This window comes from Vibrio sp. 1580 (assembly GCF_033340055.1).
Genome location: NZ_JAWOVT010000505.1, coordinates 1 through 579, shown reverse-complemented (window position 1 = coordinate 579; position 579 = coordinate 1). Strand labels below are relative to the sequence as shown.

Annotated in this window: 2 pseudogenes; both read left to right on the top strand. The window is 46.8% G+C overall.

Features of this window, described 5'->3' with window-relative positions:
- A pseudogene (locus tag R7093_RS26835) lies at nt 1-271 on the top strand (recombinase RecA); the annotation flags it as partial.
- Nucleotides 272-275: 4 nt separating this feature from the next.
- Nucleotides 276-579: pseudogene (locus tag R7093_RS26830) on the top strand (DNA polymerase Y family protein); the annotation flags it as partial.

Genomic DNA, 579 nt, shown 5'->3' with positions numbered 1-579 from the left:
ACGCTTACAGGTTGCCAGTGAACAAGGCGCTTGTCCGCTTTTTATGCTCAAACCGAGCATGGCAAATCGCTTGTCCCTACCTGTGTCATTGAGCTTAAAGCTACAAGGTCATGAACAAGGCGTAAATGTGGAAGTATTGAAACGCAAAGGGGGCTGGAACAAAGGCAGTATCAATATCGACTTTCAACATGATTACCCGCAGTTAGTGATGCCAGTGATGACTCATATCCCATCGACTGTGGTGAACTTCCCATTGGCGAATCAAGGATAATCACATGGTTTTGTGGATCTACTTATACTTCCCTCGCCTACAGTTGGATGCGCTGTTTGGCAACAACCAAGAGCACCCGGTCGTCATTGTCGAAAATCAACGCTGCCGGATTATTCAATACAACGAGACGGCCGAGCAGCAAGGCATTAAGCCAAATATGGGCTTAGGCAGTGCTGCGTCTTTGTGCCATGACTTGCAAGTACATCCTTACCACCCACAAACGGAGTGGAATAAGTTGCAAGAGGTGGCTCAATGGATGTATTTGGTCACTTCTGATGTCGTATTGATGCCAAACCAAGGTATTTTGC